General features: G+C 41.0%; 6 protein-coding genes. 4 read left to right on the forward strand and 2 right to left on the reverse strand.

Annotation, left to right across the window (positions count from 1 at the left end):
• Positions 1–56 precede the first annotated feature (56 nt).
• Positions 57–596, reverse strand: a complete 540-nt coding sequence (locus BMZ31_RS06590; protein ID WP_090830934.1) for a transcription repressor NadR — start codon at positions 594–596, stop codon at positions 57–59.
• Positions 597–631: 35 nt separating this feature from the next.
• Positions 632–1,804, reverse strand: a complete 1,173-nt coding sequence (locus BMZ31_RS06595; RefSeq protein WP_090830935.1) for an IscS subfamily cysteine desulfurase — start codon at positions 1,802–1,804, stop codon at positions 632–634.
• 105 nt (positions 1,805–1,909) lie between these two features.
• On the opposite strand from BMZ31_RS06595, the gene nadB reads away from it, so the two are divergent.
• The 4 genes from nadB to safA form a co-directional block, all read left to right on the forward strand.
• The gene (nadB, locus tag BMZ31_RS06600) at positions 1,910–3,493 is read left to right on the forward strand and encodes an L-aspartate oxidase (RefSeq protein WP_090830936.1); all 1,584 of its coding nucleotides are present in this window, start codon (positions 1,910–1,912) and stop codon (positions 3,491–3,493) included.
• Positions 3,462–4,295, forward strand: coding sequence for a carboxylating nicotinate-nucleotide diphosphorylase (nadC, locus tag BMZ31_RS06605; RefSeq protein ID WP_090830937.1), 834 nt, complete (start codon positions 3,462–3,464; stop codon positions 4,293–4,295). The genes nadB and nadC overlap by 32 nt, the downstream gene beginning before the upstream one ends.
• Before the next feature lie 12 nt (positions 4,296–4,307).
• A complete protein-coding gene (nadA, locus tag BMZ31_RS06610; RefSeq protein WP_090830938.1) occupies positions 4,308–5,414 on the forward strand; it encodes a quinolinate synthase NadA in 1,107 nt (368 codons plus the stop codon).
• Positions 5,415–5,574: 160 nt separating this feature from the next.
• Positions 5,575–6,530: SafA/ExsA family spore coat assembly protein (gene safA, locus BMZ31_RS06615; RefSeq protein ID WP_254778645.1), on the forward strand; the 956-nt coding region annotated here is incomplete at its 3' end.

Genomic DNA, 6,530 nt, shown 5'->3' on the forward strand with positions numbered 1-6,530 from the left:
AAAACGTGTTAACCAATCTAAAAAGTACTGACTCCGAGGGGTCAGTACTTTTGACGTTAAGATTCTATTAAGTATCCTTTGTTTCTAAGTGCTTCTTCCGCAGCTAATAGTTTTTGTTCATTACTGGCTGTAATCGTGTGAAGATGGATGCCTTCCGTAAGTTCGGATAGATAAGCGGCATTTGTAGCGTTTACTTTGCTCATGAATTGCTTCACTTCCAAACGATTTGCCACCATGATGGAGGCGGTTAAATCGCCATAGACTGGATGTTCAATGCGGACATCCTTCACTGTCACCCCGTGATCGACAAGGATATTCAGCTCATCTTCTGTTTGTTCTGGAGTATGGAAGCAGGCAATCGTTTTTTCGTAAAGGGGTGCCGGTGAACTTGGTTTTAAATACATATAACCTTGACTTGTCGCAATGATAGGCTCATTTTTGGCTTTTAAAAGGGTTATGTCTCCAACAATGACCTGTCTGCTAACCTTTGTTCTTAAGGCAAGATCGCTTCCCGTAATCGGCTGATTACTGTCTTTCAAAAGTTGAAGAAGGAGATTTCGCCTTTCCTCTCCAAGAATCTTCTTATCTTCCATCAATTAAGCGCTCCCTTTTTTCTAGTTGATAACCTATTTTACCATAATATTTCTGGTTTTTTAAAGGAATTGAATGAACTAGAAGCCTGGGCAATCGACACAATGGTGTTAGCTAAATTTTTTACATCATTTTCTGTTGTTGAACAACCAAATGAAATGCGGATAAATTCTTTTGCAGTCTTATCATCGTACCCCAAAGATTTCATCGTTTTTGAAGGGCTTAGCATTCCTGTGTGACACGCGGTGCCTGTTGAAATAGCATATCCCTTCCTGTTGCATTCAAGCATCAGCCACTGACCTTCCAAGCCTCTTATACTTAGCCCTAGTATGGAAGGGAGCTGTTCGTGAATATCTTCAGCACCATGAACGGTCAGAAGTGGTTCTATGGGCTGCAAGGCTTGTAAGAACGATTGTCTTAGATTGGTGAACCTTAAGGAGAGTTCCTCTTTTTGGGCTGAAAGGTGTTGGATGGCCGTAATCATCGCTGCGATAGCAGGCACATTGACGGTACCCGGTCTTAAGCCGTTTTCGTGAGAACTTCCTGGGAACAGAGGGCTCCATGGTACTTCTGGATGAATGTACACCGCGCCAATCCCTTTGGGTCCATAAACTTTATGACCTGAAATGGAAAGACTGTCAACATATGGGATGATGCTTTTTAGATCAATTTTTCCAAATGACTGAACACAATCCGAATGTAGCAAAATGTTTCTTTCTTTGCAAATCGCACTGATTTCTTTTAATGGCTGGATCGTACCAATTTCCGAATTGGCATGTTGGATACTGACAAGAATCGTATCTTCCCTCATCGCCCCTCTAAGTTGGTTAAGGTCTATCATTCCTTTAGAAGTTAAAGGCAGGAAGGTAATTTCATATCCGTCATTTTTTAGCCTAGTCATTACACTATGGACAGAAGAATGCTCTGCAGCACCAGTAACAATGTGATTTCCCTTAATTGAAGCTCCCCTTGCGATGGATTCTAATGCAAGAAAGTTACTCTCCGTTCCTCCACTTGTAAAATAAACACCTTCAGGCAGTACGCCAATCATTTCGGCTAGTTCATTACGGCAAAGTTCTAGTAAGGAATTTGCATTTTCACCCGTATCATGGAGGCTGCTAGTATTGCCGAAATAATGAGTGGCTGTTTGAATATACGTTTCTGCTGCCTCTGGATCAAGCGGGCATGTCGCAGCAAAATCAAAGTATTTCATGTAAACCCCAACTTTCTTAAACTTCTAAGATAGAAATCTCTTGTCAATAGTTTAAATCTGTGTAAATATAAGTGTCAAGACACCTGTTAAGTCGGAGGGGTGAAAATGAAAATTGCCGATGTAATAATAATTGGCAGCGGTATTGCAGCGCTCCAATTAGCTGTACAGCTTTCTAAGCAATTAAATGTGATAGTTCTCACAAAGTCTAAAATTAGAAATGGGAATTCCTATTTGGCACAAGGAGGCATTGCCATTCCTTTAGCTTCTGAAGATAGTCCATACCTACACTATATAGATACGCTCGAAGCAGGCAGTTTCCATCACATTGACGAGGCGGTCCTCGGAATGACGACGGACGCTGTAGATTTATTAAAAGAACTTCAAGCAGAGGGTTGTCAATTTGATAAGGATGATTCTGGGAATTTGAAGCTTGGTATGGAAGGGGCACATAGTGCCAGAAGAATTGTTCATAGTGGTGGAGACGCAACTGGAAAAGTCATGGTTGATTTCCTGATTTCTAAATTGACGTCCAATGTGAAAGTTCTGGAAGAATCGTTCGTTTATGAACTTTTGCTGAGCGAAGACAAGAACGAATGTGTTGGAGTAAAAGCCAGCATGAGAGGGAATGTCGAGTATTTATTTGCTCCCCATGTCGTATTGGCAACGGGAGGTTGTGGCCAACTATACGAATTCTCATCCAATAGCAGCCAGGCCACTGGAGACGGACTTGCTTTAGCCTATCTCGCTGGTGCCGAACTGACAGATATGGAATTCATACAATTTCATCCGACCCTGCTATATAGTGGCGGGAAGGTGAGAGGTCTCATTTCAGAAGCTGTTAGGGGTGAAGGGGCTCGGCTCGTTGATGAACAAGGAGCATTGATTATGGATGGAGTCCACCCTTTGAAAGACTTGGCTCCAAGGCACATCGTTTCGCAAACGATTTATGAGAAACTTCGGAACGGAGTTAGTGTTTACTTAGATATTAAAAATATAGAAGATTTTCATAAGAAATTCCCAACCATTACAAAACTTTGTAATGAGGCTGAGATTGAATTAGAAAAAGGCCTCATTCCTGTAGCACCTGGAAGCCATTTTTTAATGGGTGGGGTAGTCGTGGACGAAGTAGGCAAATCAACGATTGAGGGACTTTTTGCAATCGGTGAAGTGGCCTGTACGGGGATACACGGTGCAAATCGACTGGCAAGCAATTCATTGCTCGAAGGACTATATTACGGCAAGAAACTCGCAAAGTGGATTAATGAACATCCACGGAATTTTTCAAGCAAGTCTTATCGAAAAAAAATGGATTCCCAATTGATGCCGACAACGATACAACTTCCATCGCTTCAAACGATTCAATGCAATATGATGTCCTTAGCTGGGATTGTAAGAGCAGAGACCGAACTTTTAAATATGAAAAGTTGGTTGGAAGGATTTCAATTGAAGCAATTCTCTAAGTGGAATTTAGATGGTTTAAATGATGGGGATAAATTACGTCTTTTTACAATGCTCACAGCATGGATGATAACCTCCTCCGCTTTAGAGCGAACAGAAAGCAGAGGAGGCCACTTCAGAGCCGATTTCCCTTTTGAAAATAATGACCTTTGGAAAAAGAAAAGAATTACCTTAAAGAAAATCATGGAGGAAAAACAAGATGAACCATCTCAAACTGCGCTCGTTACTTGAGCAATTTTATATAGAAGATATCGGTGATAGGGATTTATCGAGTGAATACATTTTCGGGAAAAATCAGCTAGGGCAGGTTAGCTTAATTTGTAAGGAAAATGGTGTATTTTGTGGAGAAGATATCATTCAGAACGGTTTTCGTTTAATGGATGAGGAAATAAAAGTTAGTTGCCTCGTGCAGGATGGAGATAAAGTAGAAGTGGGGCAAACTTTGGCTGTGATCACTGGTCCTGTTCATTACTTATTAATGGCTGAACGTGTTGTGTTGAATCTAATTCAAAGAATGAGCGGAATTGCCACAGCTACAAATGAAGCTTTGAATTTACTACATTCGTCGACTACGAGAATTTGTGATACAAGAAAAACGACACCTGGATTAAGAATGTTTGATAAACATGCAGTCAAGGTTGGAGGAGGCTACAATCATCGCTTTGGCCTATATGATGCGGTCATGCTGAAGGATAACCACATTGCTTTTGCCGGATCCATACTTGAAGCAGTAAAAAAGATCAAAGCAGAAGTGGGACATATGGTTAAGATTGAAGTGGAAACAGAAACACTCGAACATGTCAAAGAAGCCGTTGAAGCGGGCGTGGATGTCATCATGTTTGACAATCAATCCCCGGACCGCATTAAAGAATGGATTAAACATGTCCCAAGTCATATTATTACAGAAGCATCAGGCGGGATAACCTTAGAGAACCTCGCTACTTATGGGGATACTGGTGTGAATTATATTTCGCTTGGTTTCTTGACTCATTCAGTTAAGGCATTGGACATTAGCGCCAAAGTGCTAGTTTAAGGGGGAACAATTATGAAGTTGCTTGATAAATTGGCTCAAAAGAAGTCCATCATTCCGGAAAGATACCGTGAAATGAGCAATGAAGATTTGATTACAATAGTGTCATCCGCTAAGAAAGCACTGGGGGAAAGTTTATTTATTCCAGGACACCACTATCAAAAAGACGAAGTTATTAGATTTGCCGATGCAACTGGGGATTCGCTTAAGCTTGCCCAGTTGTCTGCTCAAAATAAGAATGCAGAGTATATTGTTTTTTGCGGCGTTCATTTTATGGCGGAGACGGCGGATATTTTGACAGGGAATCAACAAAAAGTTATTTTGCCGGACATGCGTGCAGGTTGTTCAATGGCTGATATGGCTGATATTTATCAAACCGAAAGAGCTTGGAAAGAGTTGAGTAACGTATTTGGCGATTCGATGATCCCACTAACTTATATAAACTCTACAGCAGCTATTAAAGCATTCGTAGGTCGTAATGGTGGCGCTACGGTTACCTCCTCAAATGCGACTGAAATGGTTTCTTGGGCACTTCAACAAAAGGAAAGAATCCTATTCCTTCCCGACCAACATCTTGGACGCAATACCGCTGTGACTCTAGGAATCGGCTTAGACGAAATGGCTGTTTGGAATCCTATCTTAAATCAATTGGAATTTGATGGAGAACTTGATAAAGTAAAAATTATTTTATGGAAAGGCCATTGTTCTGTCCATGAGAATTTTACAGTGCAAAATATTAAGGATATTAGAAGCAATCATCCAGAAATGAAAATCATTGTACATCCGGAATGCACCTATGACGTTGTGAAGCAGGCTGATATGGCAGGATCGACAAGTTACATCATCAACCAGATCGAACAATCAGCCAAAGGTTCATCATGGGCTATCGGAACAGAAATGAACCTCGTACAGAGAATCATCAAGGATCATCCGGATAAGAAAATTGTTTCCTTGAATCCACACATGTGTCCGTGCTTGACGATGAATCGGATCGATTTACCGCATTTGGCATGGTGTTTAGAATCAATCGTTTCAGGTGAAATTCATAATGAGATAAAAGTAGAAGAAAATGTTGCGCAGGAAGCCATTCTTGCCTTGAATAGAATGCTTGAACTTTCGTAAAAACAGCGTTTCAATCCCTCCGAATCATGGGGGGATTTTATTTTTTCTACCTGTAAAATCATAATTCAATGAAAAAATTCATAAGTTTTTTTGTATACTGTTAGCAATTTGCCTATACCATCATACTATATATAGACTTATGCATAGGAGGGAAATCAGAGTGAAAATCCATATCGTACAGAAAGGGGATACTCTTTGGAAGATCGCCAAGAAGTACGGCGTGAATTTTGAAGAGCTGAAAAAAATGAATACCCAGCTCAGTAACCCTGATATGATCATGCCCGGTATGAAAATAAAGGTTCCAACTTCAGGTGGAATTGTAAAGAAAGAAGCACCAGTAGCGGGAACTAAACCGGACGCAAAAATCAATTTAGGTGCAAAGAAGGAAATGCCAATTCAAACTCCTTCATTTGCGAAAGAGCAACTAATGCCTGTAAAAGAAGCTCCAATAAAAGAAGCGCCGAAGACTGCACCAATTATTAAAGAAGCTCCAATTATTAAGGAAGCGCCAAAAGCACCTTACACTCCAAAAATGCCTCTACCACAAATCCCAGAAATCGATATCAATAACTATTTCATGATGAATATGACAAACATGTCTGTTCAGCAGCCACAGCCTAAACAAGTAGCTCCAATAAAAGAAGCACCAATTAAGGAAGCCCCGATAAAAGAATTACCAATAAAAGAATTACCAATGAAAGAATTGCCAATGAAGGAAGCACCGATTAAACAAATGCCAATGAAAGAAATGCCGTTAAAGGAATTGACAAATAATCAAGCTCCGATAAAAGAGTCGCCAATAGAAGCGCCACCACAAGGAGGAGTCGAACAACCGATGTTGCCACAAGAGTGTGTACCTGTGACACCAGTTATGCCAGGACCAGGTTGGGGTTACCCGATTGGACATCATGCGAATCCATTTATGGCAGGGCCGATGAGTGGACAATTCCCACAAGGGCAAGGCATGATGCCAGGGATGGCAGGTAATCAATTTATGCAGCAGCCTTTTGATGACGAATCTTCATCATTTATGCCACAACTTCCAGGCATGAATTTCGGCGCAGGACAGCCGCAAATGGGTCAAATGCCGCAAATGGGCCAAATGCCGCAAATGGG

Origin of the sequence: Bacillus sp. cl95 (genome assembly GCF_900115925.1) — a bacterium.
Taxonomy (GTDB): Bacteria; Bacillota; Bacilli; order Bacillales; family Cytobacillaceae; genus Neobacillus_A.

What these genes read in the sequence shown, in the direction of transcription:
- BMZ31_RS06595 (WP_090830935.1), bottom strand. Translation starts at nt 1,804, where the DNA reads ATGAAATACTTTGATTTTGCTGCGACATGCCCGCTTGATCCAGAGGCA.
- nadB (WP_090830936.1), top strand. Translation starts at nt 1,910, where the DNA reads ATGAAAATTGCCGATGTAATAATAATTGGCAGCGGTATTGCAGCGCTC.
- nadC (WP_090830937.1), top strand. Translation starts at nt 3,462, where the DNA reads ATGAACCATCTCAAACTGCGCTCGTTACTTGAGCAATTTTATATAGAA.
- nadA (WP_090830938.1), top strand. Translation starts at nt 4,308, where the DNA reads ATGAAGTTGCTTGATAAATTGGCTCAAAAGAAGTCCATCATTCCGGAA.